We start from the raw sequence: 23,461 nt of genomic DNA on the forward strand, positions 1-23,461 counted from the left end.
CACCAGACCATCCGGTCCGGTAGACGGGGTATCAACATATCTGGCGTTGACTTTTGGCACGCTGTTGAGTTCTCAAGGAACGGACGCTTCCTTTGTGCCTGTTTCACCAGGCTCTCCGGGCGCTTCCCTTCGGTCTTGCGTTTCCGACTCTATCAGATCCTTGCGGCTCCGATTTTCGCCGGTGCGTTTCGGCCTTTCGGCTTCTTCGCGGTTTCCGACTTTATCAGATCCGGTTCTCTTTCGATTCCGGCTTCCGATTTCATCGGAGTGCTTCGGGGTGCCTTTCCGGCGGCCCCTCGGCGTGTCACCACTTTAGCTAATTTCCTTCGCGACTCATAATCGAGTCGGCCGGATCGATTTTCGACAACGCGAAAGCCGATCCCGTCAGGGAATCGTGCGAAGTAGTTGGGTTGTGCCGCCTGGCGGAGGGCGCAGAAGGCGCTGTCCGTCTCCAGCGGCTCGGGCTACGTTAGGCGGTGGCGCAAGCAGAGTCAAGTAGCCGAGGTGGCGCGGCGGCGGGGCACATGACGGCGGTAGGGGCTGACCGTCGGGTCACCGTCGATCCAGTAGCGCCAGGGGTGGTGGGCGCCGTCTCCGCCCACTCCCGTGCGGGGGCCGTTGCACACCCGGTCGGGGGTGGGCGGGGTGCCGTGGAGCAGGGTCAGGGGGGCGTCGCCGCCGCGGCAGAGGTCGGTGCCGTCGAGGGTGCGGTCGATGTCGAGGGCGGTGGCCAGGCGGGCCGGGCCCTTGGCCAGCTCGTGGGCGCTGCGGGCCTTGGGGCGGCGGGCGGCGGCCAGGTGCGCGCCGCTGAGGATCTCGCCGGCGCGCAGCAGGACGCCGCTCGCCCGGCCCTCGGGGCCGCAGACCGCGTTGAGGCTGAACCACATGCCGTAGATGAAGTAGACGTAGGCATGGCCGGGCGGGCCGAACATCGCGGCGTTGCGTTCGGTGCGGCCCCGGTAGGCGTGGGAGCCGGGGTCGCCCTCGCCGTCGTACGCCTCCACCTCGGTCAGCCGGAGTTCGATCGGGCCGTCGGGGGTGTGGCGTACGAGGGTGCGGCCCAGCAGGTCGGGGGCCACGTCCACGACGGGGCGGTCGAAGAAGTCGCGGTTGAGCGGCATTCGTTCCGGTACGTCGGTCATGCGGATCGAGGGTAGTGGAGGCCTCAGGGGTGCCGGCTGGCCAGGGGGGCGGCGGGGTTGGGAAGGTGTGGGCCGTGGAACCGGCCCGTGCCGGTTCGCTTTCGTAGGTAGCGACCCGCAGGTCGTAATGGAGCACAGGCGCTGTGCCTGGGGAGGACGAGCATGGGATTCAAGAAGCTGCTGGCGAGCCTGGGGGCCGGGGGTGCGTCGGTGGAAACGGTGCTCTTCGAGGAGAACGTCGTCCCGGGCGGAGTGGTGCAGGGCGAGGTGCGGATCCAGGGCGGGTCGGTGGCCCAGGAGATCCAGGGGCTGTCGGTCGGTCTGCAGGCGCGGGTCGAGGTGGAGAGCGGCGACGAGGAGTTCAAGAGGGACATCCAGTTCACGAAGGTGCAGCTGGGCGGGGCCTTCGAGGTCCAGGCGGGGGCGGCGCACACCGTGCCGTTCGGCCTGGAGATTCCTTGGGAGACGCCGATCACCACGTTCCTGGGCACGCATCTGCGCGGGATGAGCGTCGGGGTGACGACGGAGCTGGCGATCGCGCGGGCGGTGGACTCCGGTGATCTGGACCCGGTCAATGTGCATCCGGTGCCGGCGCAGCAGGCGATCCTGGACGCGTTCGGACGGCTCGGGTTCCGTTTCAAGGCGGCGGATCTGGAGCAGGGGCACATCCGGGGCACGCGGCAGCAGCTGCCCTTCTACCAGGAGATCGAGTTCTACGCGCCGCAGCAGTACCGCGGGCTGAACCAGGTCGAGCTGTCCTTCGTGGCGGACGACCGGGAGATGGACGTCGTGCTGGAGATGGACAAGAAGCCGGGGCTGTTCTCCGAGGGGTCGGACACCTACCGGTCGTTCACCGTGGGGCTGCACGACTTCGAGGGGACCGACTGGGCGGCTTATCTCCACCAGTGGCTGGCGGAGGTCGGCGGTAAGCGGAACTGGCTCTAACCTGGCCCGACAGAGTGTCAGCGAGCGACCAGGAGGTTCATGTGTCCGAGCTGAAGCGGCGGCCGCTTCCGCACGATTTCCATCCGCCGGTGGCGTCGTTCACCGTGGTGAGCGACGAGGTGGAGCCGGGCGGGACGCTGCGGCCGGAGCAGGTCCACTCGGGCGGGAACCGCTCGCCGCACCTGCGGTGGGAAGGGGCACCCTCGGGGACCAAGAGCTACGCCGTCACCTGCTACGACCCGGACGCGCCGACGGGCAGCGGCTTCTGGCACTGGGTACTGTTCGACATCCCGGCGTCGGTGACGGAGCTGCCGTCCGGTGCCGGCTCGGGGGACATGAAGGGGCTGCCCGAGGGCGTCGTGCACGCGCGTAACGACTACGGGACGCGGGACTTCGGCGGGGCGGCGCCGCCGCCCGGGGACGGTCCGCACCGTTATGTGTTCACGGTCTACGCGGTGGACCAGGAGAAGCTCGGGCCCGACGCGGACGCCTCGCCCGCGGTGGTGGGGTTCAACCTGCGGTTCCACGCGATCGGGCGGGCCCAGCTGATCGGCGAGTACGAGGCGCCGGCCAAGGGCTGAGCACCGTAATTCCGTTGCGCCCCGGCGCTTCCGGCACGCAGAGTGGTACCTGTGCCGCCGCCCCTCATCAGGGCGTCGGGCAGTCGGTACCGCAGTGGCGGGAGCGGCGGGGCGCAGGTGTGTCGCCAGCTGCTTGTCGGAGCCTGGATTCGTCCGGGCGTCCTCGTCGGCTGCCGTTCGCTCCGGGTCCCGCGTGTTTCACGGGGGCGGGACCCGGAGCGCACTCTTTTCGGCCGGTCGCGGCCCGTGCGGTCTCCTGTGTGTGCCGTCGCCGGATCACCCGGTCTTCATCTCGCGCTCGTCCGCCATTTCCCTTGTGGCATGCGGAAATTGCGTTGTTCGGGGAATACCTGCCGCTGCACAGTGGAGCAACTTCGCCGCGGGGGCGGAGCGGGTCCGGGAGGTGGACGGGATGCGCGAGACGCTGGTGCTGAATGCGAGCTTCGAGCCGCTGGCGACGGTGTCGCTGCGGCGTGCGGTGGTGCTGGTCATGCAGGACAAGGCGGTCGTCGAGCACGCCCACCCCGGGTTGCGCGTCCGGGCCGCCTCGGTGGACCTGCCGGTGCCGCAGGTGATCCGGCTGAGCAGGTACGTACGGGTGCCGTTCCGAAGACGGGCGCCGTGGTCGCGGCGCGGGGTGCTGGTGCGTGACCAGCACCGGTGCGCGTACTGCGGGCGGCGGGCGACGACCGTGGACCACGTCGTGCCGCGGTCGCACGGTGGTGGGGACACCTGGCTGAATACCGTCGCTTCGTGCGCGGAGGACAATCACCGCAAAGCGGACCGGACGCCCGAGCAGGCGGGGATGCAGCTGCTGCGGCGGCCGTTCGAGCCGACGCCGGCGGATGCGCTGCTGTCGACGCTGGGAGTGTCGGTGCGGGACGGTCTGCCGGAGTGGCTGGCGCTGCCGGCGTAGCGCCGTCCGGAACGGCGGCCATGGCCCAACTCCCGCTAGCTGAGCAGGAGATGGGCGATGGCCGCCAGTCCGACCAGGACGATGACCGCGCGCAGGGCGGTCGGCGGCAGTCGTCGGCCGATCCGGGCGCCGAGCAGGCCGCCGAGGGTGGAGCCGACGGCGATCAGGGCGACCGCGGTCCAGTCGAAGTGGGCGACGAAGAGGAAGAAGACCGCCGCGACGCCGTTGACGCCGCCGACGAGGACGTTCTTGAGGGCGTTGAGGCGCTGGAGGTCCTCGTCGAGCAGCAGGCCCATGAGGGACATGTAGAGCACGCCCTGGGCCGCGCCGAAGTAGCCGCCGTAGACGCTGGCGAGCAGCAGCCCGAGGAGCAGGACGGGGCCGCCGTCGGGGTGGGCGGCGGTGCCACTGCGCGCGCGGCGGGCGCGGAGCCGGGCGGAGAGCCGGGGCTGGGCGACGACGAGGACGAGGGCGACCGCGATCAGCGCAGGCACCACTATGGCGAACGCCTCCGGTGGCAGGGCCAGCAGGAGGATCGCGCCGCCGAGGCCGCCGAGGAGGGCGGCGAGCCCGAAGCGGAGCAGGCGGCGGCGCTGGCCGGACAGTTCGCGGCGGTAGCCGAAGGCGCCGCTGAGCGAGCCGGGCACCAGGCCCAGGGTGTTGGAGACGTTGGCCGTGACGGGCGGCAGTCCGAGGGCGAGCAGTACCGGGAAGGTGATCAGGGTCCCGGACCCGACGATGGTGTTGATCGTGCCGGCGCCGACTCCCGCGGCGAGGACGGCGGCGGCTTCCCAGAGGGTCATGCTGGCTCCCCCGTGCATGCTCGGTGTGGTCCTGCCCGATCATGCACCAGGGGCGCGGGCGGCGGCAGAGGCGGGCTCAGTCGTCGATGGGGGGCGTCTCGTGCTTCGGGGTGCTGGGCTTGGGGATGGAGCCGCCGCCGGTCGGCGGGGCGAAGTTGCCGATGGCGCCGCCGAGGCCCTTGAGGGCGTCGCCGATCTCGCTGGGCACGATCCAGAGCTTGTTGGCGTCGCCCTCGGCGATCTTCGGGAGCATCTGGAGGTACTGGTAGGAGAGCAGCTTCTGGTCCGGGTCGCCGGCGTGGATGGACTCGAAGACCACCCGGATGGCCTGGGCCTCGCCCTCGGCGCGGAGCGCGGCGGCCTTGGCCTCACCTTCGGCGCGCAGGATCGAGGACTGCTTCTCACCTTCGGCGGTGAGGATCTGGGACTGCCGGACACCCTCGGCCTGGAGGATCGCGGCGCGCTTGTCACGGTCGGCGCGCATCTGCTTCTCCATCGAGTCCTGGATGGAGGTCGGCGGCTCGATGGCCTTCAGCTCGACGCGGTTGACGCGGATGCCCCACTTGCCGGTGGCCTCGTCGAGGACGCCGCGCAGGGCCGCGTTGATCTCCTCACGGGAGGTCAGGGTCCGTTCCAGGTCCATGCCGCCGATGATGTTGCGGAGGGTGGTGACGGTGAGCTGCTCGATGGCCTGGATGTAGCTGGCGACCTCGTATGTGGCCGCGCGGGCGTCCGTCACCTGGTAGTAGATGACGGTGTCGATGTTCACGACGAGGTTGTCCTGGGTGATCACCGGCTGCGGCGGGAACGGCACGACCTGCTCGCGGAGGTCGATGCGGTTGCGGATCGAGTCGATGAACGGGACGACGATGTTCAGGCCGGCGTTGAGGGTGCGGGTGTAGCGGCCGAAGCGTTCGACGATGGCGGCGCTGGCCTGGGGGATGACCTGGATCGTTTTGATGAGTGCGATGAACACGAGCACCACCAGGATGATCAGGACGATGATGATCGGTTCCACAGCGGCTCCCGTGCCCTTCGTTGCTGGTCCGTGCCGGCCGGTGACCGGCTTGCCGTTGATCAGTCTTTCAGAGTCGTGGCTCGTCGCGCAGCGTGTTCGGGTCAGATGACGACGGCGGTGGCGCCGTCGATCTCGACGACGTCGACCTGCTGGCCCGGCTCGTAGATCCGTTCGCCGTCGAGGGCGCGGGCGGACCAGATCTCGCCGGCGAGCTTGATGCGGCCGCCGGCGCCACCGTCGACCCGTTCCAGGACCGTGGCGCTCTTCCCCTTGAGGGCGTCGATGCCGGAGGCGAGCTGGGGGCTCTGGCGGCGGTTGCGGTTGGCGAGGGGGCGTACGACCGCGATCAGCGCGACGGAGACGGCGGCGAACACGAGGAACTGCGCGACGGTGCCGCCACCGAGCGCTGCGGTGACGGCACCGGCGACGGCACCGACCGCGAGCATCCCGAATTCGGGCATCGCGGTCACGACGAGAGGAATACCCAGTCCTACGGCGGCGATCAGCCACCACACCCATGGATCCACGGACTCATGGTAGATCCGTACGGCGGCCCGGGGACAGGGCGCGATCGGTCAGCGGCGGCCGGGCGAACGGGCGTTCAGGCCAGCGGCAGGCCCTGGGCGGTCCAGCGGTCGCCGACCCGCTCGACGACCAGGGGGACGCCGAAGCAGTGGGAGAGGTTGCGGGAGGTCAGCTCCAGTTCGAGCGGGCCGGCGGCCAGCACCTTGCCCTGACGGATCATCAGGACGTGGGTGAAGCCGGGGGCGATCTCCTCGACGTGGTGGGTGACCATCAGCATCGACGGCGCGTACGGGTCGCGGGCGAGGCGGCCGAGGCGGCGGACCAGGTCCTCGCGGCCGCCGAGGTCGAGGCCGGCGGCCGGCTCGTCGAGCAGCAGCAGCTCGGGGTCGGTCATCATGGCGCGGGCGATCAGGGTGCGCTTGCGCTCGCCCTCGGAGAGGGTGCCGAACTTCCGGTCGAGGTAGTCGTTCATCCCGAGACGGTCGAGGAACGCGCGGGCGCGCTGCTCGTCGACGTCCTCGTAGTCCTCCTGCCAGTGGGCGGTCATGCCGTAGGCCGCGGTCAGGACGGTCTGGAGCACGGTCTGGCTGCGCGGCAGCTTGTCGGCGAGCGCGATGCCGGCGATGCCGATGCGCGGGCGGAGGTCGAAGACGTCGACCTTGCCGAGCTCCTCGCCGAGGATGGACGCGGTGCCCTGGGTCGGGAAGAGGTAGCTGGAGGCGACGTTCAGCAGGGTGGTCTTGCCGGCGCCGTTGGGGCCGAGGATCACCCAGCGCTCCCCCTCCTTGACCGACCAGGAGACCTGGTCCACCAGAGCCCGTCCTTCGCGGACCACGGATACGTCCACCAGCTCCAGCACATCGCTCATGAGCGCGTTGTCTCCCATTGCATCTCGGTCGTCGCGTGCACCTGTAGGCGCAGCCCCCCTGCAAACCTACGCCACTCGTTGTCAGTGCCGTTCCCTAGGCTGGGGGCCATGCTCAAGGAACCTCGTTCAGGACGGCTGGCGGCATGGGGAAATGCCCTTTTGGCCGGACTTGTCTCACCTGATGAAGCGGTGCACCGTATCGCGGAGGACGACGCGGTGCACCGCGTGGCCGGCCTGCCCGGGGAGGAGGCGCCGGTCGGGCTGACGCTCGCCCTGGGACGGCTGCGCGCGCTCGGCGCGGTCGGGCTGCGGGTGGCGCTGCCGGTGTCCGGCCATCCGCTGGGGCTGTGCGGGCCGCCGGAATTCAATGCCCGCGCGCTGGAGGCCGAGGAGGCGGTGATCGCCACCGGCGCCGGGCTGGGCCTGGTCCCGGAGACGTACGAGGCCGGTCCGGAGGGCGGGGCGGCGCCCGATGTGCACGTCGAGGTGGTCTGGCGGTGTCTGCCGGTGCGGGAGGCGCCGCCGGCGGACGTGCCGTCGCTGGGCGAGGCGGAGCGGGAGCTGGCGGAAGCTCTGCGGGAGGCGACCGAGGTGCTCTCGAAGCTGGACGTGGCCGGGGCGGGTCCGGTGGCGCAGGCGGCGCTGGCGGCGTACCGGGCGCGGGCGGAGGCGGGCCGTCAGGTGCTGGCCCCGGGGTATCCGCCGCGGGCGGTGCGCGTGTTGGAGCTGGCGCAGCGGGTCGGGGCGCTGGTCGACATCGCGCGTGCGGCCGGCGGGGACGGTACGGAGCACGGCGCGGCGGTGAGCGCGTCGGAGATGGCGGCGCGCGCGGAGGCGCTGCGTCCGGTGGAGCGTACGGCCCGCCGGGCGCAGGTCGCGGCGTACAACTCCGCGGTGGAGGAGCGGGAGCGGCGCGGCGGCTGACGAGGGGAGGAAAAGGGGCGGGCCCCGCCGGACCTTGGTGTGGTCGACGACGGGGCCGTTGCCGAGACGGGCCGAACAGCCCGGGCCGGGTGAGCCGTTCACCCCGGATCGGTCAACCTCAGCCGTTCGAGGTCGTGTTGTCGAACGTGGGGTTGAGCGCGCCGATGACGTTGGCGCTGTTGCCGGTGGCGTTCACCGGGACGTGCACGGGCACCTGGGCGAGGTTGCCCGAGCCGATGCCCGGGGAGACCGTCGCCCTGCCGTCGGCCTGGGCGCCGCCGGCGGCGAAGGCGGAGCCGGCCGCGGCGGTCAGGGCGAGGCCGGTGGTGGCGAGGACGAGGGCGGCCTTCTTGGCGGTGTTCATGGTGAGGTGAGTTCCTTGCGTGGTGGCACGGGACCGCAATGACGGTTTCGGCTGCGGGCGGCTCAGAAGTTGGTGCTGCGGTTGCCGAACGCGGGGTTGAGCACGCCGACGACGTTGACGCTGTTGCCGTTGACGTTCACCGGCACGGTCACGGGCGCCTGGACGAGGTTGCCGGAGAGGACGCCGGGAGAAGTGGTGGTGCAACCGGCGGCCTGCGCGCCGTCGGTGGCGAAGGCGGAGCCGGCGGCGGCACCCAGGCCGAGGGCGGTGCCGGCGACGACGAGGGCGGCCTTCTTGGCGGTGTTCATGAAATGTGGTCCCTGCGTGGTGGGAAGTGGTGGGAAGAGGCAAAGAAACAGCGGGTGAGGACGGCTTCCGCGCGGCCGGCGGGGGCCGGCGCGGCGTCGGTCAGACGTTGTCGCAGACGGCCCCGAAGGTCGGGTTGAGGACGCCGACGACGGAGATGGTGTTGCCGCAGGCGTTCACGGGGACGTGCACCGGGGCCTGGACGAGGTTGCCGGAGACGACGCCCGGGGAGTTCTTGGCCTCGCCGTTCGCGTGCGCGTCGTGGGCGAACGCGGAGCCGGCGGCGGCACCCAGGCCGAGGGCGGTACCGGCGAGGACCAGGGCGGCCTTCTTGGCGGTGTTCATGCGGGGGATTCCTCCGGTGAGGGGGCACAGGGCCGGTGAACAGCACTGATGGGGATGACGGGTGGGGAGGCGGACCGGCCGCGCGCTCACGGCGGTGAGGGGGCCGGTCCGGAGCGGGCCCGCGCGGACGGGATCGTCACGCGGGCCGCGCGCACAGCGCTCAGAAGTTGAGGCAGGGGTCGCCGAAGCTGGGGTTGAGCAGGCCGACGACCGAGATGGTGTTGCCGCAGGCGTTCACGGGGACGTGGACCGGGGCCTGGACGAGGTTGCCCGAGCCGATGCCCGGGGACTGCACGGCGGCGCCCTGCGCCTGCGGGGTGTGGGCAGAGGCGATGCCGGCGCCGGCGAGGGCGAGACCGCTCGCCATCATCGTGACGGCCGCTGCCCGCTTGATGTTCTTCACTTCTCTTGCTCCTCATTGCCGTTGCCGTGACCAGCCGTCACGGCTGCTCTGGACAACGGCCCGGCACAAGGAGGGATACGCCGAACGGGCTACGGCTACACGACAGTATGAATCTCGGACCGGCAGGCGACGTTCGGGTTGACGCATTGTCGTACCGAAGGGCCGTCCGACCGCGGGCCGGCACCGCCGCCGGCCCGGTCGTGGCGGCTTCCGCGCCTGGTCAGGCCCCGATTCCGTGCCGTACGGCCCAGAGTGCCGCCTGGGTCCGGTCGGCGAGGTCGAGCTTCATGAGGATGTTGGAGACATGGGTCTTGACGGTCTTCTCGGAGAGCACCAGGGCACGGGCGATCTCGCGGTTGGAGCGGCCGTCCGCGATCAGGCCGAGGACCTCGCTCTCGCGGTCGGTGAGGGAGGTCCCGCGTCCCTGGCCGCCGTTGCCGTCCTCCTGGGAGAGCAGCGCGCCGGCCACCTCGGGCTGCAGCAGGACGTGGCCGGCGTGCACGGAGCGGATGGCGGCGGCCAGTGCCTCGGGGTCGATGTCCTTGTAGACGTAGCCGGCCGCTCCGGCGCGCAGGGCCGGGATGACGGTGCGCTGTTCGGTGAAGCTGGTGACGACCAGCACCCGGGCGGGGTTGTCCAGTTCGCGGAGCTTGCGGAGTGCCTCGATGCCGTCCATGCCGGGCATCTTGATGTCCATCAGGACGATGTCCGGGCGGAGTTGCTCGGCGGCGGCGATGCCCTCGGCCCCGTCGGCGGCCTCGCCCACCACCTCGATGTCGTCCTGGACCTCCAGGAACGTGCGCAACCCGCGGCGGACGACCTGGTGGTCGTCGACGAGCAGGACGTGGATCGGTCGGGTGTCAGCCACCGGGCACCTCCATCTCGACAGCGGTGCCCTTGCCGGGCTCCGACTGCACGGTGAGCGTTCCGCCGACGCCGCCGGCGCGGTCGTGCATCGAGACCAGTCCGAGGTGGCGGCCGGCCCGGCGGACCGTGCCGGGGTCGAAGCCGCAGCCGTCGTCGGCGATCCGCAGCAGCGCGCCCTGGCCGGCGCGGGAGAGGGTGACCTCGACGTGCTCGGCGCCCGAGTGCCGCAGGGCGTTGTGCAGCGCCTCCTGGGCGACCCGGAGCATGGCCTCCTCCTGGGCGGCGGGCAGCGCGCGGACGCCGTGGGCGGCGAAGGTGACGTGGGCGGAGTGGGCGCGGTCGAGGACCTGGGTCTGGGAGCGCAGGGTGGCGACCAGGCCGTCCTCGTCCAGGGCGGCGGGCCGCAACTCGACGACGGCGGCGCGGAGTTCGTCGGCGGCCTCGGCGGCGAGCGCGGCGACCTGGTGGAGTTCGTCCTTGGCGCGGACCGGGTCGCGGTCGACGAGGGCGGTGGCGGCCTGGGCGGTGAGCCGGAGCGAGAACAGCTTCTGGGACACCGCGTCGTGCAGTTCGTGGGCGAGCCGGGCCCGCTCCCCCGCGATGGTCAGCTCGCGGCTGCGCTCGTAGAGGCGGGCGTTGGTCAGGGCGATGGCGGCGTGCTGGGCGAGTATGCCGAGGAGGCGCTCGTCGTCCTCGGTGAAGCCGCATCCGCCGTCCGGTTTGGGGCAGCGCTTGTTGGCCAGGAAGAGGGCGCCGAGGATCTCGTCGCCGTCGGCGACCGGCAGACCGAGGAAGTCCCGCATGTCCGGGTGGGCCGAGGGCCAGCCGCCGAAGCGGGGGTCCTGGCGGACGTCGGCGAGCCGTTCGGGGGTGGCGTTGTGCAGCATCGCGGCGAGGATGCCGTGCTGGCGGGGCAGGGGGCCGATGGCCTTCCACTGCTCGGCGCTGACGCCGTCGACGACGAACTGGGCGAAGCCGCCGTGGTCGTCGGGCACTCCGAGGGCGGCGTACTCGGCGTCCAGCAGTTCGCGGGCCGAGGCCACGATCGTCTTGAGGACATCGCGCACCTCAAGATGCCTGCTCATGGCCAGGATCGCGGTGCTCACCGCGGGGATCCCGGCTCCCGGTCCGTTGGTCATGGCTTCACCGTACCGGCGGGGTGGACGGCCCGTATCGGTCCTGCGCCGTCCGGCGACCGGGACCACCGTCCTAGGCCGAATGCCCTGGCCGGGGCCGGTCCGGCGGCCGACGCCCGGCGGGTGGCGGCGTTCCTACGGTGAGGGCGCGGGCCGGGGTGGCCGGTCCGGGCGGAAGGGGACGCGATCATGCCGGTGGCGATCATCACGGGGGCGTCGAAGGGATTGGGCCGGGCACTCGCCGGGGCGCTGGCCGTACGGGGCTGGGACCTGGTGGTGGATGCGCGGTCCGCCGGGCCGCTGGAGGAGGCGGCGCGGGCGCTGGCCGGGGCGGGGGCCCGGGTGGTGGCGCTGCCGGGGGACGTGGCGGACGCCGGGCACCGGGCGGCGCTGGTGAGCGCGGCCGGGGAGCTGGGCGGGCTGGATCTGCTGGTGAACAACGCGAGCGCGCTGGGGGCCGAGCCGCTGGTGCGGCTGGCGGACCTGCCGCTGGAGGGGTTGCGGCGGGCGCTGGAGGTGAATGTGGTGGCACCACTGGGAATGATTCAGACGGCTTTGCCGCTTTTGCATAGCTCATCCTATTGGGAATCGTATGAGGCTGATTCCCTTTATGGGGAGCATGCCCCTTATATAAGGGGAGCGGATGATAGAGATATGTCCGTTTCGCCCTATTATGGCGGGTCGGATGTGGTGCCGGGAAGGCAGTCGGGCGGTGCGGTCCTCAGCATCAGCTCGGACGCGGCCGTCGAGGCGTACCCGACGTGGGGCGGCTACGGAGCGGCCAAGGCGGCGCTGGACCAGCAGTCGGCGGTGCTCGCGGTGGAGGAGCCGGGGCTGCGGGTCTGGTGGGTCGACCCCGGGGACATGCGGACGGATCTGTACGCGGCGGCGGTCCCGGACGACGACGCGGACCGGCCGCTGCCGGAGACGGTCGTCCCGGCGCTGCTGCGGCTGCTGGACGGCGCGGCCCCCAGCGGCCGGTACACGGCGGCGGAGCTGCTCCGCCCGGCCGGCACCGGTGCGTCCGGCGGGGCGGGGTCCCGGTGATCGCCGGGGCGCTGCGGGTCCCGGCGGAACTGTCGGCACGGGTGCCGGCCGAGCAGCGCGGCCCGGGGCTCGGGCGGGACGACGTACGGCTGCTGGTGAGCCGGGGGACGCGGGAGCCGTCCCATCACGTCTTCCGGGAGCTGCCGGAGCTGCTCGGGGCCGGGGACGTGCTGGTGGTGAACACCTCACGGACGCTGCCGGCGGCGGTGGACGGCCGGACCGGGGACGGCCGGGGCCGCGGCGAGCCGGTGGTGGTGCACTTCTCGACCAGGGCCGACCGGTGGCATCCGGCGGGCCGCGCGGTGGCCGGCTGCTGGGCGGTGGAGCTGCGCAGCCCGGACGGCCGGGGCAGCACCCTGCCGCGGGCCGGCGGTCCGCCCGGCACGGTGGTGCGGCTGCCCGGCGGCGCGCGGCTGACGCTGGAGGCGCCGGTGGACCCGGGAGGCGTCCGGCTGTGGTGGGCGCGGCCGGCCGGGCTGCGGGTGCCGGAGCTGTTGCGGCGGCACGGGCGGCCGATCCGGTACGGCTACACCGACCGGGACCAGCCGCTGACCGCGTACCGGACGGTGTTCGCGGTGGACTCCCCCGGCGCCGGCAGTGCGGAGATGCCGAGCGCGGCCCGGCCGTTCACCGCGGAGCTGGTGGCGCGGCTGGTGAGCCGCGGGGTGCAGTTCGCGCCGATCTCGCTGCACACGGGGGTGGCGTCGGCGGAGGCGTTCGAGCCGCCGTACCCGGAGCGCTTCGCGGTGCCGGCGGCGACGGCGTGGCTGGTGAACGCCGCACGGGCCCGCCGCAGGGCGGCGCCGAGGGCCGCCGGCGGCCGGATCGTCGCGGTGGGCACGACGGCCGTACGGGCGCTGGAGTCGGCGACCGGTGCGGACGGGCGGGTGCGGGCCGCGGCCGGGTGGACGGACCTGGTGGTGACGCCGGAGCGCGGGGTGCGGGCGGTGGACGGTCTGCTCACCGGGCTGCACGAGCCGACCGCCTCCCATCTGCTGATGCTGCGGGCGGTGGCGTCGGCGACGGCGGACCGGGCCGCACTGGAGCGGGCCTACGAGGCGGCGGTGGAGCGGCGCTACCTGTGGCACGAATTCGGGGATCTGCATCTGCTGCTGCCGGACCGGGTCGGGGACCCGGCACATGGCGCACTCCACGAGGAACGGGACGCCGCCCCACGGTGAGCCCTGCCGGCCGGTGCCGTACCGGCCCGCGCGGATGCCCGCGGCCGGGTCGCCGGCCCGGGCCGCCGCGCTGCGGGAGCGGACGGGCCGGCGGCGCACGGTCCGACGGGTCGCCGCCGACCCGGTGCCGGAGCAGGCGGTGGAGGACGCGCTCGCCTGGGCGGCGACCGCCCGTCCGGGCCCCTCAGTGGCCGGCGCCGGTGCACACGCCCGGGCCGACGCGGTTCCCGCCGGTGATGCTGGGGCGGCCGGCGAGCGAGATGGCGTTCGCGGTGCTCCCGGTGGGTCACCCGGCACCGGAGTGCAAAGTGCCCGATTTGATACGGAAGAGCCTGGATCAGGCACTGGTCGAGAGGGAGCGCATACGGGCTGTGCGTTTGCAATTACTCCTGGCGAGACCTTCCCCTTCGGGCTGTGACGCCGCCAATAGGGCGTAAATCACTTACGACCCGGCTTAGTGGCCGGGGAAATCGCACCTGACCAGGGATTTGTCCATTCCGGATGCGATATTCCTGCCACTGGTTCCACTAAGGCGGGTCGTACGTCACACCTTTGCCGGGGCAATTTTCGGCCGCTAAGAATGGCTCCCGTCGCTCGGCGCCGTGGTCAGAACTCGGCGTTGGCCGCCGCTCAAGGCCCGTGCGACGTCCCCCTTCGGAAGGTCTGTCCCACCATGCCCAAGCACGCTCTTTCCCGCCTCAACCGGACGCACAAGCTCGGTGTCGCCGGTGTCGCCGCTGCCGGTGCCGCAGCTCTGATCTTCGCCGCCGTCCCGGGTGCGGACGCCGACCAGGGCAAGACCCAGGCCACCGCGATCGAGAACGTCAAGCCGGTCGCCTTCAGCGCCGTCGGTACGGCCGCCAGGGCCCAGCAGGTCACCATCGCCAAGCAGGCCGACGCCTCCGCCGCCAAGGGCAAGGCCGAGGCCGCCGCGAAGAAGGCAGCCGCGCAGAAGGCCGCCGCACAGAAGGCCGCCGCCGAGAAGGCCGCCAAGGCCAAGGCCGCCGCCGCGGCGAAGGCCAAGGCCGAGAAGGAGCGCAAGGCGAAGCAGGCCGCGAGCCGCTCCGCGGTCCGCACCGCGATCCCGGCCGCCGCGCCGAAGCCGGCCGTGAAGACCTACCCGAACAACCTCGACGGCTGGATCCGCGAGTCGCTGGACGTCATGGCCAAGAAGGGCATCCCCGGCTCGTACAACGGCATCTACCGGAACATCATCCGGGAGTCCTCCGGCAACCCGATGGCGATCAACCTCTGGGACATCAACGCCCAGAACGGCATCCCGTCCAAGGGCCTGCTGCAGGTGATCGACCCGACCTTCAAGACGTACCACGTCGCGGGCACCTCCTGGAACATCTACGACCCGGTCGCCAACATCACCGCCGCCTGCAACTACGCGGCCGACAAGTACGGCTCGATGGACAACGTCAACTCCGCCTACTGAGCCACCGGTTGACCTTGCGCAGGGGGACGCGCACACACCGCCGAGGGGCGGCACCCGCAGTCGGGTGCCGCCCCTCGGCGCATGCGTACGGGCCGGGCGCTACTTGCGCATGACCTCCGGCTCGTGGCGGCGCAGCAGCCGCGCGACGACGAAGGCCAGGCCGACGCCGAGGCTGATCAGGATGATCATGTCCATCACGTAGACACCGGTCTGGTGCTTCCACAGCGGGTCGGGGTTGCCCAGCTCCCACGGCAGCAGGGTGTTCATGTCGGCCGTCGCGCCCATCGCGGCGACCGCCCAGCGGGACGGCATGAGCCAGGCGACCTGGGCGACGCCGACGGTGTCGAAGAGCTGGAAGAGCACGCCGGTGAAGACCACCTGGACGATGGCGAACATGACCAGCAGCGGCATGGTCTTCTCGGCGGTCTTGACCAGCGCGGAGATGATCAGGCCGAACATCATCGAGGTGAAGCCCAGCGCGATGATCGCCAGCGCCATCTCGACCGCCGGCGCCTTGGCGAGGATCAGGCCCTCGGTGGGCATGTTCCGGGTCGAGAAGCCGATTGCCGCGATGATCACGCCCTGCACGGCGGTCACCACGCCCAGCACGATCACCTTGGACATCAGATACGCCGACCGCGACAGGCCGGTGGCCCGTTCACGCTCGTAGATGACCCGTTCCTTGATCAGCTCACGGACCGAGTTGGCGGCGCCGGAGAAGCACATGCCGACCGCGAGGATCAGCATGATCGTGCTGGCGTCGCGGTTGGTGCGGTGCCGGTTCAGCGGTCCGTAGCCGAGGCCGTAGTCGCTGGGGATCAGCATCGAGACCACGCCGAGCACCGCCGGCAGGATCAGCATCAGCCCCAGGAAGCCGCGGTCGGAGGCGAGCACCGACACGTACCGCCGCATCAGCGTCCACAGCTGCGAGCCCCAGCTCTGGGACTTCTGCATGCGGGCCGGCGGCGGCTGGATGGCCACCGACTGCGGGGCCGTGGCGTCGATGTCCGCGGCGTACATCTGGAAGTGCGGGGAGCCGCGCCAGCGGCCCATCCAGTCGTAGTCGCGGTAGTTCTCGAAGGCCGAGAAGACGTCCGCCCAGGTGTCGTACTGGAAGAAGTTCAGCGCCTCCTCGGGCGGGCCGAAGTAGGCCACGCCACCGCCCGGCGCCATCACCAGCAGCTTGTCGCAGAGACCGAGTTCGGCCACGGAGTGGGTGACGACCAGGACCGTGCGGCCGTCGTCGGCGAGGCCGCGCAGCAGCTGCATCACATCGCGGTCCATGCCCGGGTCGAGGCCCGAGGTGGGCTCGTCCAGGAAGATCAGCGACGGCTTGGTCAGCAGCTCCAGGGCCACCGAGACGCGCTTGCGCTGGCCGCCGGAGAGCGAGGTGACCTTCTTGTCCTTGTGCACGTGGAGCTTGAGCTCGTGCAGCACCTCGTCGATCCGGGCCTCGCGCTCGGACTCCGCGGTGTCGCCGGGGAAGCGGAGCTTGGCGGCGTAGCGCAGTGCCTTCTGGACCGTCAGTTCCTTGTGCAGGATGTCGTCCTGCGGGACCAGGCCGATGCGCTGGCGCAGCTCGGCGAACTGCTTGTAGAGGTTGCGGTTGTCGTAGAGGACGTCGCCCTGGTCGGCGGGGCGGTAGCCGGTGAGCGCCTTCAACAGCGTCGACTTGCCGGAGCCGGACGGGCCGATGACCGCGATCAGCGACTTCTCCGGGACGCCGAAGGAGACGTCCTTGAGGATCTGCTTGCCGCCTTCGACGGTGACCGTGAGGTGGCGGGCCGAGAAGGAGACCTCGCCGGTGTCGACGAACTCCTCCAGGCGGTCGCCGACCAGCCGGAACGTGGAGTGGCCGACGCCGATGATGTCGTTCGGACCGACCGGGGCCCTGCCGGACTTGGGCACCGGCTGGCCGTTGACGTAGGTGCCGTTGTGGCTGCCCAGGTCGCGGATCTCGAAGCGGCCGTCGGGGGTGGCGTGGAATTCGGCGTGGTGGCGGGAGACCTGGAGGTCGGAGACGACCAGCTCGTTCTCCAGCGCACGACCGATCCGCATCACCCGGTCCATGTCGAGGCGGTGGAAGGTGGTCGGGCGGTCACCGGACGGGGCGCCGCCGGCGTGGGGCGCCGGGCGCTCCTGGGGCCGGCGGGGCTGCTGCGGGGGGACGCCCTGCTGGGGCTGCTGGGGTACGGCCTGCTGGGGCGGGACGTACGGCGGCTGCTGTCCCTGCGGCGGCGCCTGCCAGCCCTGCTGGGCGGGCGGCTGCGGGTGCACGGGCGACTGCCGGCCCGGGGCCTGGTGCGCCGGGGGCGCCTGCCATGCCTGGGCGGCCGGCTGCTGCTGCGGCGTCATCGCGGGCTGCGCACGGAAGGCGTCGGCGGCCGGCGCGGCGGCGGACAGGGACAGCCGGGGGCCGTCGGTGGCGTTGCCCAGATGCACGGCCGAACCGGGGCCGATCTCCGTCTGGTGGATCCGCTGGCCCTGAACGTAGGTCCCGTTGGTGCTGCCGTGGTCTTCGATGATCCAGCTGCGGCCGCCCCATCGCACGGTGGCGTGGCGCCAGGAGACCCTGGCGTCGTCGAGCACCATGTCGCCCTGCGGATCACGGCCCACGTTGTAGGACCGGGACGGGTCGAGCGTCCAGGTCCTTCCGTTCAATTCGAGTACGAGTTCAGGCACTCCATGCCCCATTACATAGTCCCCCGAGTGACGCCCTGTGCGGGAAGTCTAGGGATGGCGAACATCGTGAGGAACTATTTCAGGCTCGGCCCGTGGACCGGAAACCGGGACGGGGCCGGGGTGCAGACGGTTTCCGCGGGGCCCGCCAAACACCCCCGGAGCGCGGGAAGAGCCCATGGATCCGCAGGGATCACCGGATTACGGGTGTACCGGACGGGCGGGTGCCCGGACGGGGCGGCGGTCCGCGCCGGGGAGGCGGTGCACGGCGGCCCGGGAGGCCGTGCGGAGCGGCCCCGGAAGCCGCATCATGGGAGGAAGCGGACATCATCCGGGTCATGGCCGCGGTGCGTGCGCGGTGCGCCGGCCGGCCGTGGGTGCGCGGCCGCGTTCGCGGTCCGGGTGTGCTCCGCCCTCGGTACGCGCCGGCTGCGGCGTACCGAACCCCGCGGCGAACCAAGGAGGTTGGGCTTTCCGCCGGGGTTGTCCCGACCTGCGGATCCGGGTGGGACGGACACGACTCCATAACGATCGACGGGCTCGCCGGGGCCGCGGCCGGTGGGCCCACCGCGCGGGGCGCGGGCCGGTGGCGGACCGTGCCGCCGCGGTCCGAACCCCGGACAGCCGTACGGACGCGACGGCCCGGCGGTTACCGTAAGGGCACCATGAGCGCATCGCAGATCCCGCCTGCCACCGCCGTACCGGGCGATGACGTACCGACCCTTCTCGTGAAGATCTTCGGGAAGGACCGGCCCGGCATCACCGCAGGTCTCTTCGACACCCTCGCCGCCTACTCCGTCGATGTCGTGGACATCGAGCAGGTCGTGACCCGGGGGCGCATCACACTGTGCGCACTGGTCACCACCCCGTCCCCCGGGGAGGGCACCAGCGGCTCCTCCGAGGGTGACCTGCGGGCCACCGTGCACAGCTGGGCCGAGTCCCTGAACCTCCAGGCGGAGATCATCTCCGGCCGGGGTGACAACCGTCCGCGCGGCACCGGACGTTCGCACGTCACCGTGCTCGGCCACCCGCTCACCGCGGAGTCCACCGCCGCCATCGCCGCCGCCATAACGGCCACCGGCGGCAACATCGACCGTATCTTCCGGCTCGCCAAGTATCCGGTGACCGCCGTCGAATTCGCCGTCTCCGGTGCGGCCACCGAGGCGCTGCGGACGGCGCTGGCCCTGGAGGCCGCGCAGCTGGGCGTCGACGTCGCCGTGGTGGCGGCCGGACTGCAGCGCCGGGCCCAGCGACTGGTCGTGATGGACGTCGACTCGACTCTGATCCAGGACGAGGTCATCGAGCTGTTCGCGGCACACGCGGGCTGCGAGGCCGAGGTGGCCGCGGTGACCGCCGCCGCGATGCGCGGTGAGCTGGACTTCGAGCAGTCGCTGCACGCCCGGGTCAAGCTGCTCGCGGGGCTCGACGAGTCGGTGGTGGAGGCGGTGCGCAAGGAGGTGCGGCTCACCCCCGGCGCCCGCACCCTGGTACGGACGCTGAAGCGGCTCGGCTATCAAGTCGGCGTCGTCTCGGGCGGTTTCACCCAGGTCACCGACGCACTGCAGGAAGAACTGGGGCTGGACTTCGCCAACGCCAACACCCTGGAGATCGTCGACGGCAAACTCACCGGCCGGGTCACCGGGCCCATCGTGGACCGGGCGGGCAAGGCGCGGCTGCTGCGGGACTTCGCGCACCAGGCCGGGGTGCCGCTGGACCAGACCGTGGCGATCGGTGACGGCGCCAACGATCTCGACATGCTCAACGCGGCCGGTCTCGGGGTCGCCTTCAACGCCAAGCCGGTGGTGCGGGAGGCCGCGCACACGGCCGTGAACGTGCCGTTCCTGGACACCGTGCTGTACCTGCTCGGCATCACCCGCGAAGAGGTCGAGGCGGCGGACACGCACGCGGAGTGAGCGGGGGCGCTACGGGGTGAGCGGGGCGGGGCGGCGGTGAGCCTGAGGGATGCGCCTGCACGTGAGCGCTGAGTGACGGGCCGAGGCATGAGCGGGGCCCCGGTGGTGTGCCGGGGCCCCGCTCATGCATCCGTGTGCTGTCCCGCTCGGGTGTCTCGCGCCGTGGGACGGTGGCGGCTGCCGGGCCGGGGACCTCGGCCTGGCGGTGCTGCCGATGCGGCGCGGGGGCTCATGCCCTGCGGCGTCCGGGCGGGCGCTCGATCTTGCCGATCCGGGCGGGGCGCTCGGTCCGGCCGCATCCGGGCGGGAGGCCCGGCCCTGCGGCGTCCGGGCGCGGTGGGGACTAGCCCTGCGGCGTCCAATACGCGATCAGCCGGCCGACGCCGTGCTCCACCGACTTCCACGAGCCGTTGAAGGCGACCACGGCGATCGCGGCCGTCGGGAAGCCGCTGCGGTTCATCCGCGGCAGCAGATCGCCGTCGGCCTCCCCCGACAGGGCGTCCGCGAGGGCGTGCACACCCGGGTTGTGCCCGACCAGCACGAGGTCGTTGACATCGTCCGAGGTCTCGTTGAGCAGGGCGATCAGCTCGCCCAGGGAGGCCTCGTAAATCCGCTCGTCGTAGACGGTCTTGGGGCGCTGGGGGAGTTCATGGACGGCGAGCTTCCAGGTCTCGCGGGTGCGCGTCGACGTCGAGCACAACGTCAGGTCCGGGGTGACGCCCGAAACGGCCAGCCAGCGGCCGGCGACGGGGGCGTCCTTGCGGCCGCGCTCGGCGAGCGGACGCTCATGATCGCTGGTCTCCGACCATTCGGCCTTGGCATGGCGGAGGAGGACAATCCGGCGGGGTGTATCGACGCTCATGCGTCCCAGCTTCGCACGAAAGGCGGCGCGGGGCGCGGGGTGTTGAAGCGCTCCCCCTGCCGGGTGACAGCAGGCATCCGGGGCGCTCAGGCACCTATGCGGAGGATTCCCGCGAGGTACTCCAGCAGCACCGCGAACCCCTGCGGGGCGCTCGCCGCACTGGCCCGGGCGGGGCTCGCCACGACCGCCGACAGGGCAAGGAAAGAGACCACCGGCAGCGCCAGCGCCCACCACGGCAGCCGCGCCCGCAGACCGCGCGTGCGCAGCCGGGGTATCCGCAGGCTGGGTATCCGCAACCCGTGCGTCCGGGAGCCGTGCGTCCGCGGGCCGCTGGTCCTCCGCAGGCGGGCGGCCTGGGCTGCGGGTGACCGGCTGAACACGGCGGACATGGGGATCGCCTCCGTAGGGCATCGAAGGGGCTGCACGGCCGCGGGCTGCGGCTCGGCCACCGCGCTGTGCGGTGTACTTCGAAGCTACGGATCACCGGCGGCCGTTCCTATCCGGGAAGCCACCCACTTATCCCTGATACCGGCCCCTAGGGGATGGGGCGTGGGGGTGTCCCGGGGTTGGCCCACCCGCCCGTCTGCCCCGGCACCGTGGCGCGGCAGCCTTCACCGTCGCGCGGCAGCCCTCACCGTGGTGCGGCGATGCTCGCGATGATCGCGACGACGACGGTCACACCGAGCATGAGGCCCAGCACGAGGAGCAGCTTCTTCTGGCTGCCCTGCGGATTCGGTTCGAGCACTGGCATGGGCCCAGTGTCGCACCCGCGGATCCGGCCGTGAGCCCGGGGCGGGGCACCCGGCCGGCGCTCACGCCTCGTCCTCGATCCGCCGGTCCCGGCCGGCCAGCACGCCGACCGCGATCTGCGGCACCATCAGCCCCGCCATCAGGGCGATCGGCAGGCCCCAGCCGCCGCTGTGCTGGTAGAGCGTGCCGACCAGCAGTGGGCCGGGGATGGAGATCAGATAGCCGACGCTCTGGGCGAAGGCGGACAGCTTGACGACACCGGCGGAGCTGGTCGAGCGCATGCCGATCATGGTCAGGGCGAGCGGGAACGCGCAGTTGGAGATGCCCATCAGCAGCGCCCAGGCCCACGCCCCCGCGGCGGGCGCCAGCCACAGCCCCGTATAGCCGGCCAGACCGCAGATCCCCAGGAGCACCGCGAGCGGACCCTGATGCCGCATCCGGGATGCCAGCCGCGGCAGCACGAAGGACAGCGGGACCCCCATCGCCATGGTGACCGCGAGCAGCACCCCCGCGGTCTGTGCCGAGACCCCGGCGTCGCGGAAGATCTGCGGCATCCAGCCCATGGTGATGTACGCGGCGGTGGCCTGGAGGCCGAAGAAGACGGCGAGCGCCCAGGCGGTCGGCGACGAAGTGATCCGCAGCGGAGCCTCCCCCGTACGCGCGCCGCCGCCCGCGGCCGGCCCGGAGGCCGAGGCGCGCTGCCGTACGACCGCGAGCCACGGCAGCACGGCGACCGCGGCGAGCCCCGCCCACACGGCCAGCCCGGTGCGCCAACTGCCGCCCAGGGCCTGGGTCATGGGCACGGTGACGGCCGCGGCGAGCGAGGTGCCCAGGGCCAGCGCCATCGAGTACAGCCCGGTCAGCGGGCCGACCCGGTCCGGGAACCAGCTCTTGATCACGACCGGCATCAGCACGTTGCTGACCGCGATGCCGGCCAGGGCGAGCGCGCTGGCGGCGAGGAACCCGCCGGTGCCGCCGGCGTACGGGCGCACCACGACGCCCACGGCGATCGCGGCCATGCCCGCGCAGACGATCGCGCCGGGCCCCCAGCGCCGGGCCAGCCGGGGCGCGGCGAACCCGAAGACCGCGAAGCACAGCGGCGGCACCGAGGTGAGCAGCCCGGCGAGGGTGCCGCTCATGCCGAGGCCGTCGCGGACCTCCTCCAGGAGCGCGCCGAGGCTGGTGATGGCCGGGCGGAGGTTGAGGGCCGCCAGGACGAGACCGGCGATCACGATCCGCGGCAGCCAGCGCCCGGCGGCCGGGGCGCTCCCCGGGGCGCCGGGCGCGGCATCCGGTTGCGCCCCGGTGCCGTCGGGCGCCGGGGCGGTGGTGGTCGTACGGGCCGCGGCTTCGGTGCCGACGGTCGCGAGGTCTTCGTCTGCCATGCGACTCATCATAGAATCATGGGATGAATCCTTGTCCAGTCGATATCGATAGCCTCTGCTGTCCCGGCCGGCACCGGGGGCCGGGAGGACCCGCCGGGCGCCGCGCCGTCGTCGTCCGTCCGCCCCTGCACACCGGAGCGCTGACATGCCGCCTCTGACCTCGCCCCGCCGCTCCGCACTGGCCGACCAGGTGATCGCGCAGCTACGCGCCCAGATCACCTCCGGCGAGTGGCCGGTGGGCTCGCGCATCCCGACCGAGCCGGAACTCGTCGAGCAGCTCGGGGTGGCCCGCAACACCGTCCGCGAGGCCGTGCGCGCGCTGGCGCACAACGGGCTGCTGGACATCCGGCAGGGCTCGGGCACGTACGTGGTGGCGACCAGTGAACTGGCCGGGGTGATGAACCGCCGGTTCGCGGCGGCCGAGCCGGGGCACGTCGCCGAGCTGCGCAGCGCCCTGGAGGCGGCCGCCGCCCGGCTCGCCGCGCGCCGCCGCACCGAGCAGGACCTGCGGCAGATCGACACCCTCCTGGAGCGGCGCGAGCGGGCCTGGGAGTCCGGCGCCGCGGAGGCGTTCGTGGAGGCGGACGCGACCCTGCACATGGCCATCGTGTCCGCCTCGCACAACGAGGTGCTGGCCGAGATCTACGCCGACCTCGGCGGCGTGCTGCGCGACTTCCTCCGGGCGGACGTCGGCGAGGAGCTGCGCCCGGAGGCGCACATGGACCACTCCCGCCTGGTCGAGGCGATCCGCGCGGGCGACGGCGACCGCGCCGCGTCCGAGGCCAGCACCCATCCGTTCGGGTGCCGGGCGGGGGCGCTGGAGAGCTCGGCGGAGCGCTAGGAGCTGGGGGCGGAGGGCCGGGGTCGGGGCCGGGGGTTTCGGGAGCCCGGGGCCGGGGATCGGGGGTCGGGAGCCGGGGGTTCGCGCCTTGGCCTACCGGGCAGTCGCACGATCCCCTAGGGGGCGGTCGAACGGATCCCGTAGGGGACGCGAGGGCCCCCTGCGGGGCCACAACCGGACGGGTGCGGGGGGTATTCCCGACCCGGACGGGTGCGGGGG

Annotated in this window: 25 protein-coding genes; 9 read left to right on the top strand and 16 right to left on the bottom strand. The window is 72.2% G+C overall.

Annotated elements, in window-relative coordinates; translation table 11 throughout:
- Nucleotides 1–491 precede the first annotated feature (491 nt).
- Entirely contained in the window at nucleotides 492–1,142 is a 651-nt protein-coding gene (locus ACZ7MX_RS26520) for a DNA-3-methyladenine glycosylase (protein ID WP_472135751.1), read from the bottom strand.
- A gap of 162 nt (nucleotides 1,143–1,304) precedes the next feature.
- Between ACZ7MX_RS26520 and ACZ7MX_RS26525 the strand changes: the two genes are divergently transcribed.
- The 3 genes from ACZ7MX_RS26525 to ACZ7MX_RS26535 all read left to right on the top strand — a co-directional run bounded on the left by ACZ7MX_RS26525 (nucleotide 1,305) and on the right by ACZ7MX_RS26535 (nucleotide 3,584).
- Complete coding sequence (locus ACZ7MX_RS26525; protein ID WP_472135752.1) at nucleotides 1,305–2,087, top strand: sporulation protein; 783 nt, start codon at nucleotides 1,305–1,307, stop codon at nucleotides 2,085–2,087.
- A gap of 41 nt (nucleotides 2,088–2,128) precedes the next feature.
- Nucleotides 2,129–2,668 (top strand): YbhB/YbcL family Raf kinase inhibitor-like protein, encoded by a 540-nt coding sequence (locus tag ACZ7MX_RS26530; protein WP_472135753.1) that lies wholly within the window; start codon nucleotides 2,129–2,131, stop codon nucleotides 2,666–2,668.
- 412 nt (nucleotides 2,669–3,080) lie between these two features.
- Nucleotides 3,081–3,584 (top strand): HNH endonuclease, encoded by a 504-nt coding sequence (locus tag ACZ7MX_RS26535; RefSeq protein WP_472135754.1) that lies wholly within the window; start codon nucleotides 3,081–3,083, stop codon nucleotides 3,582–3,584.
- Between the two features lie 35 nt (nucleotides 3,585–3,619).
- Here ACZ7MX_RS26535 and ACZ7MX_RS26540 read toward each other — a convergent pair whose 3' ends face one another.
- The 4 genes from ACZ7MX_RS26540 to ACZ7MX_RS26555 all read right to left on the bottom strand — a co-directional run bounded on the left by ACZ7MX_RS26540 (nucleotide 3,620) and on the right by ACZ7MX_RS26555 (nucleotide 6,798).
- A complete protein-coding gene (locus ACZ7MX_RS26540) occupies nucleotides 3,620–4,387 on the bottom strand; it encodes a sulfite exporter TauE/SafE family protein (RefSeq protein WP_472135755.1) in 768 nt (255 codons plus the stop codon).
- Between the two features lie 76 nt (nucleotides 4,388–4,463).
- Nucleotides 4,464–5,405 carry an SPFH domain-containing protein gene (locus tag ACZ7MX_RS26545; protein WP_472135756.1) on the bottom strand — a complete coding sequence of 314 codons (942 nt, stop codon included), beginning with the start codon at nucleotides 5,403–5,405 and terminating at the stop codon, nucleotides 4,464–4,466.
- A gap of 101 nt (nucleotides 5,406–5,506) precedes the next feature.
- Nucleotides 5,507–5,920 carry an NfeD family protein gene (locus tag ACZ7MX_RS26550; protein ID WP_472135996.1) on the bottom strand — a complete coding sequence of 138 codons (414 nt, stop codon included), beginning with the start codon at nucleotides 5,918–5,920 and terminating at the stop codon, nucleotides 5,507–5,509.
- Nucleotides 5,921–6,006: 86 nt separating this feature from the next.
- Nucleotides 6,007–6,798 (bottom strand): ABC transporter ATP-binding protein, encoded by a 792-nt coding sequence (locus ACZ7MX_RS26555; protein ID WP_393571914.1) that lies wholly within the window; start codon nucleotides 6,796–6,798, stop codon nucleotides 6,007–6,009.
- Nucleotides 6,799–6,906: 108 nt separating this feature from the next.
- Between ACZ7MX_RS26555 and ACZ7MX_RS26560 the strand changes: the two genes are divergently transcribed.
- The gene (locus tag ACZ7MX_RS26560; protein WP_472135757.1) at nucleotides 6,907–7,722 is read left to right on the top strand and encodes a hypothetical protein; all 816 of its coding nucleotides are present in this window, start codon (nucleotides 6,907–6,909) and stop codon (nucleotides 7,720–7,722) included.
- Nucleotides 7,723–7,840: 118 nt separating this feature from the next.
- Here the strand turns inward: ACZ7MX_RS26560 and ACZ7MX_RS26565 are convergent, their stop codons facing one another.
- The 6 genes from ACZ7MX_RS26565 to ACZ7MX_RS26590 form a co-directional block, all read right to left on the bottom strand.
- Nucleotides 7,841–8,086, bottom strand: coding sequence for a chaplin (locus ACZ7MX_RS26565; RefSeq protein ID WP_472135758.1), 246 nt, complete (start codon nucleotides 8,084–8,086; stop codon nucleotides 7,841–7,843).
- Nucleotides 8,087–8,148: 62 nt separating this feature from the next.
- Nucleotides 8,149–8,394: a chaplin family protein gene (locus tag ACZ7MX_RS26570; protein WP_472135759.1), complete on the bottom strand. Its 246-nt coding sequence runs from the start codon at nucleotides 8,392–8,394 to the stop codon at nucleotides 8,149–8,151.
- A gap of 100 nt (nucleotides 8,395–8,494) precedes the next feature.
- Nucleotides 8,495–8,737, bottom strand: a complete 243-nt coding sequence (locus ACZ7MX_RS26575) for a chaplin (protein WP_472135760.1) — start codon at nucleotides 8,735–8,737, stop codon at nucleotides 8,495–8,497.
- A 160-nt stretch (nucleotides 8,738–8,897) separates the two neighbouring features.
- Complete coding sequence (locus ACZ7MX_RS26580; RefSeq protein WP_472135761.1) at nucleotides 8,898–9,140, bottom strand: chaplin; 243 nt, start codon at nucleotides 9,138–9,140, stop codon at nucleotides 8,898–8,900.
- A gap of 220 nt (nucleotides 9,141–9,360) precedes the next feature.
- On the bottom strand, nucleotides 9,361–10,008 hold the full coding sequence (locus tag ACZ7MX_RS26585) for a response regulator (protein ID WP_472135762.1): 648 nt from the start codon (nucleotides 10,006–10,008) through the stop codon (nucleotides 9,361–9,363).
- A complete protein-coding gene (locus ACZ7MX_RS26590) occupies nucleotides 10,001–11,146 on the bottom strand; it encodes a GAF domain-containing sensor histidine kinase (protein ID WP_030411666.1) in 1,146 nt (381 codons plus the stop codon). Before ACZ7MX_RS26590 ends, ACZ7MX_RS26585 begins: the two co-directional genes overlap by 8 nt.
- A 186-nt stretch (nucleotides 11,147–11,332) precedes the next feature.
- Here ACZ7MX_RS26590 and ACZ7MX_RS26595 point away from each other — a divergent pair, with 186 nt between their 5' ends.
- The 3 genes from ACZ7MX_RS26595 (at nucleotide 11,333) to ACZ7MX_RS26605 (ending at nucleotide 14,812) form a co-directional block, all read left to right on the top strand.
- A complete protein-coding gene (locus tag ACZ7MX_RS26595) occupies nucleotides 11,333–12,190 on the top strand; it encodes an SDR family NAD(P)-dependent oxidoreductase (protein WP_472135763.1) in 858 nt (285 codons plus the stop codon).
- Nucleotides 12,187–13,371, top strand: a complete 1,185-nt coding sequence (locus tag ACZ7MX_RS26600) for an S-adenosylmethionine:tRNA ribosyltransferase-isomerase (RefSeq protein ID WP_472135764.1) — start codon at nucleotides 12,187–12,189, stop codon at nucleotides 13,369–13,371. The genes ACZ7MX_RS26595 and ACZ7MX_RS26600 overlap by 4 nt, the downstream gene beginning before the upstream one ends.
- A 673-nt stretch (nucleotides 13,372–14,044) precedes the next feature.
- On the top strand, nucleotides 14,045–14,812 hold the full coding sequence (locus ACZ7MX_RS26605; RefSeq protein ID WP_472135765.1) for a transglycosylase SLT domain-containing protein: 768 nt from the start codon (nucleotides 14,045–14,047) through the stop codon (nucleotides 14,810–14,812).
- 99 nt (nucleotides 14,813–14,911) lie between these two features.
- On the opposite strand, the gene ACZ7MX_RS26610 is transcribed toward ACZ7MX_RS26605, so the two are convergent.
- Complete coding sequence (locus tag ACZ7MX_RS26610) at nucleotides 14,912–17,506, bottom strand: ABC transporter ATP-binding protein/permease (protein WP_472135766.1); 2,595 nt, start codon at nucleotides 17,504–17,506, stop codon at nucleotides 14,912–14,914.
- 650 nt (nucleotides 17,507–18,156) lie between these two features.
- Between ACZ7MX_RS26610 and serB the strand changes: the two genes are divergently transcribed.
- Nucleotides 18,157–19,404 (top strand): phosphoserine phosphatase SerB, encoded by a 1,248-nt coding sequence (serB, locus tag ACZ7MX_RS26615; RefSeq protein WP_472135767.1) that lies wholly within the window; start codon nucleotides 18,157–18,159, stop codon nucleotides 19,402–19,404.
- Between the two features lie 343 nt (nucleotides 19,405–19,747).
- Here the strand turns inward: serB and ACZ7MX_RS26620 are convergent, their stop codons facing one another.
- The 4 genes from ACZ7MX_RS26620 to ACZ7MX_RS26635 form a co-directional block, all read right to left on the bottom strand.
- Nucleotides 19,748–20,266, bottom strand: a complete 519-nt coding sequence (locus tag ACZ7MX_RS26620; RefSeq protein ID WP_472135768.1) for a SixA phosphatase family protein — start codon at nucleotides 20,264–20,266, stop codon at nucleotides 19,748–19,750.
- Between the two features lie 86 nt (nucleotides 20,267–20,352).
- Nucleotides 20,353–20,655 carry a hypothetical protein gene (locus ACZ7MX_RS26625; protein WP_472135769.1) on the bottom strand — a complete coding sequence of 101 codons (303 nt, stop codon included), beginning with the start codon at nucleotides 20,653–20,655 and terminating at the stop codon, nucleotides 20,353–20,355.
- 242 nt (nucleotides 20,656–20,897) lie between these two features.
- The gene (locus ACZ7MX_RS26630; RefSeq protein WP_261952231.1) at nucleotides 20,898–21,017 is read right to left on the bottom strand and encodes an SGM_5486 family transporter-associated protein; all 120 of its coding nucleotides are present in this window, start codon (nucleotides 21,015–21,017) and stop codon (nucleotides 20,898–20,900) included.
- A 61-nt stretch (nucleotides 21,018–21,078) separates the two neighbouring features.
- Complete coding sequence (locus ACZ7MX_RS26635) at nucleotides 21,079–22,401, bottom strand: CynX/NimT family MFS transporter (protein WP_472135770.1); 1,323 nt, start codon at nucleotides 22,399–22,401, stop codon at nucleotides 21,079–21,081.
- A gap of 145 nt (nucleotides 22,402–22,546) precedes the next feature.
- Between ACZ7MX_RS26635 and ACZ7MX_RS26640 the strand changes: the two genes are divergently transcribed.
- Complete coding sequence (locus tag ACZ7MX_RS26640) at nucleotides 22,547–23,242, top strand: FadR/GntR family transcriptional regulator (protein WP_472135771.1); 696 nt, start codon at nucleotides 22,547–22,549, stop codon at nucleotides 23,240–23,242.
- The last annotated feature ends 219 nt before the right edge of the window (nucleotides 23,243–23,461 follow it).

Source organism: Streptomyces sp. NPDC107765 (assembly GCF_055657085.1).

Excerpts from the sequence above, each read along its gene's own strand:
- ACZ7MX_RS26590 (WP_030411666.1), bottom strand. The coding sequence starts at position 11,146 with ATGACCAACGGACCGGGAGCCGGGATCCCCGCGGTGAGCACCGCGATC.
- ACZ7MX_RS26620 (WP_472135768.1), bottom strand. The coding sequence starts at position 20,266 with ATGAGCGTCGATACACCCCGCCGGATTGTCCTCCTCCGCCATGCCAAG.
- ACZ7MX_RS26635 (WP_472135770.1), bottom strand. The coding sequence starts at position 22,401 with ATGGCAGACGAAGACCTCGCGACCGTCGGCACCGAAGCCGCGGCCCGT.
- serB (WP_472135767.1), top strand. The coding sequence starts at position 18,157 with ATGAGCGCATCGCAGATCCCGCCTGCCACCGCCGTACCGGGCGATGAC.
- ACZ7MX_RS26595 (WP_472135763.1), top strand. The coding sequence starts at position 11,333 with ATGCCGGTGGCGATCATCACGGGGGCGTCGAAGGGATTGGGCCGGGCA.
- ACZ7MX_RS26575 (WP_472135760.1), bottom strand. The coding sequence starts at position 8,737 with ATGAACACCGCCAAGAAGGCCGCCCTGGTCCTCGCCGGTACCGCCCTC.
- ACZ7MX_RS26535 (WP_472135754.1), top strand. The coding sequence starts at position 3,081 with ATGCGCGAGACGCTGGTGCTGAATGCGAGCTTCGAGCCGCTGGCGACG.
- ACZ7MX_RS26630 (WP_261952231.1), bottom strand. The coding sequence starts at position 21,017 with ATGCCAGTGCTCGAACCGAATCCGCAGGGCAGCCAGAAGAAGCTGCTC.
- ACZ7MX_RS26565 (WP_472135758.1), bottom strand. The coding sequence starts at position 8,086 with ATGAACACCGCCAAGAAGGCCGCCCTCGTCCTCGCCACCACCGGCCTC.
- ACZ7MX_RS26605 (WP_472135765.1), top strand. The coding sequence starts at position 14,045 with ATGCCCAAGCACGCTCTTTCCCGCCTCAACCGGACGCACAAGCTCGGT.
- ACZ7MX_RS26540 (WP_472135755.1), bottom strand. The coding sequence starts at position 4,387 with ATGACCCTCTGGGAAGCCGCCGCCGTCCTCGCCGCGGGAGTCGGCGCC.
- ACZ7MX_RS26610 (WP_472135766.1), bottom strand. The coding sequence starts at position 17,506 with ATGGGGCATGGAGTGCCTGAACTCGTACTCGAATTGAACGGAAGGACC.
- ACZ7MX_RS26640 (WP_472135771.1), top strand. The coding sequence starts at position 22,547 with ATGCCGCCTCTGACCTCGCCCCGCCGCTCCGCACTGGCCGACCAGGTG.
- ACZ7MX_RS26570 (WP_472135759.1), bottom strand. The coding sequence starts at position 8,394 with ATGAACACCGCCAAGAAGGCCGCCCTCGTCGTCGCCGGCACCGCCCTC.
- ACZ7MX_RS26525 (WP_472135752.1), top strand. The coding sequence starts at position 1,305 with ATGGGATTCAAGAAGCTGCTGGCGAGCCTGGGGGCCGGGGGTGCGTCG.
- ACZ7MX_RS26625 (WP_472135769.1), bottom strand. The coding sequence starts at position 20,655 with ATGTCCGCCGTGTTCAGCCGGTCACCCGCAGCCCAGGCCGCCCGCCTG.
- ACZ7MX_RS26520 (WP_472135751.1), bottom strand. The coding sequence starts at position 1,142 with ATGACCGACGTACCGGAACGAATGCCGCTCAACCGCGACTTCTTCGAC.
- ACZ7MX_RS26560 (WP_472135757.1), top strand. The coding sequence starts at position 6,907 with ATGCTCAAGGAACCTCGTTCAGGACGGCTGGCGGCATGGGGAAATGCC.
- ACZ7MX_RS26555 (WP_393571914.1), bottom strand. The coding sequence starts at position 6,798 with ATGAGCGATGTGCTGGAGCTGGTGGACGTATCCGTGGTCCGCGAAGGA.